Here is a 1,628-nt window from a genome sequence, read left to right as displayed (position 1 = left end):
GCCTCGCCGTCTGTGAAGGTCTTCATCTCGCCAATCGCTTCAGCACCGACCACCTCGGCCACGCTGAACGTTTCCCCTGCCCGGTCAAGCTCTTTGCGCACGCGTTCCAGGAAGGCCGGGATTTCCGGCTGCGACATGGAATGGGTGTGGTGCTGCATGTCGAACGGGCGGGTGACCTTCTCCATGGGCAGGCCGGACGGCGGATTGTCAGTCAGCCGCGGGTCATGCATGGCGAAATTGATGGCATCGAGGCGGAAGCCGTCGACGCCGCGATCGAGCCAGAATTTCGCCGCCGCGATCAGCGCGTCCTGAACCTCCCGGTTGTGCAGGTTCAGATCAGGCTGTGAGACGAGGAAATTGTGCATGTAATATTGCTGGCGGCGCGCGTCCCACTCCCAGCTCGGCCCACCGAACACGGCCTGCCAGTTGTTTGGCGGGCTGCCGTCTTCCTTCGGATCGGCCCAGACATACCAGTCGGCTTTGGGATTGGTTCTGTCCTGCCGGCTCTCCTCGAACCAGGCATGCTGGTCTGATGTGTGCGAATAGACCTGGTCGATGATGATCCTGAGGCCAAGGCGATGAGCCTTCTCGATCAGCCGGTCGAAATCCTCCAGCGTGCCGAACATCGGGTCGACATCGCAATAATCGGCGACATCATAGCCGTAATCCTTCATCGGCGAGGTGAAGAAAGGCGACAGCCAGACCGCATCCACGCCAAGCGAAGCGATATGATCGAGACCATCAATGATCCCGGCCAGATCACCGATCCCGTCACCGGTCGTATCGCGGAAGCTGCGCGGATAGACCTGATAGATCGTCGCCCCTTTCCACCAGGGGGCGTCTACCGTCCGGTCCATTGCCTGATCGCTATCATCGTCCGGCCCTTTCGCCATAAATTGCACACCGGCCCGCTCCTTGAGATCACTGCCGCAGTCGAGCGTATAGAATGACGCAACCGAAATCGAGTAGCGCCCGTCTGGCTATAGTGAGCGCGAGGCGCGGCGCGAATACAGTGCTGGAACTGCCCGCCTGGTCCTATAAGGTGGTCGTCAAACGGGAGTGAGACGCGATGCTGGGCGGGATCGAGGCAGGAGGCACGAAATTCATCTGTGCCGTCGCAGAACATCCTGCCTATAGCCGCGACAGCACCGAGATCCCGACCACGACACCAGACGAGACCTTCGCCCGCGTACGCGCCTTTTTCAGCGCGCAGAAAACGATCTCGGCAATCGGCATCGCCGCCTTTGGCCCACTCGATCTCGACAAGGGATCGCGAACCTATGGTCACGTTCTCAATACGCCGAAACAGGGCTGGTCCGGCGCAAGCTACAAGGCGGCCTTGTCATCCTTCAATGTGCCAATCCGGGTCGAAACGGATGTCTCGGGCGCGTGTCTTGGCGAATATCTGCATGGCGCCGGCCAGCGGCTGAAAACGCTCGCCTACGTCACGGTTGGCACGGGGATCGGCGCAGGCATCGTCCAGCATGGTGAGATCCGCAACGGCGCGGGCCATTATGAGATGGGCCATATCACCGTCGCACAGGATTATCAGGCCGATCCGTTTCGCTGCTTCTGCCCGTTTCACGAGGACCGTCTTGAAGGACTGGCTTCTGGCACGGCCATACAGG

General features: G+C 60.6%; 2 protein-coding genes. One reads left to right on the top strand and one right to left on the bottom strand.

Features of this window, described 5'->3' with window-relative positions:
• The coding region (locus tag WA989_RS14695; protein ID WP_424341231.1) for an alpha-amylase family glycosyl hydrolase at positions 1 to 893 on the bottom strand (893 nt) is incomplete at its 3' end.
• Positions 894 to 1,069: 176 nt separating this feature from the next.
• On the opposite strand from WA989_RS14695, the gene WA989_RS14690 reads away from it, so the two are divergent.
• On the top strand, positions 1,070 to 1,628 hold a 559-nt coding region (locus tag WA989_RS14690), incomplete at its 3' end, for an ROK family protein (RefSeq protein ID WP_424341230.1).

Origin of the sequence: Henriciella sp. (genome assembly GCF_049649345.1) — a bacterium.
In the GTDB taxonomy this organism is placed as follows: Bacteria; Pseudomonadota; Alphaproteobacteria; order Caulobacterales; family Hyphomonadaceae; genus Henriciella.
The sequence above is the reverse complement of the archived record's forward strand: the minus strand, read 5'-3'. Positions and strand labels throughout refer to the sequence as shown.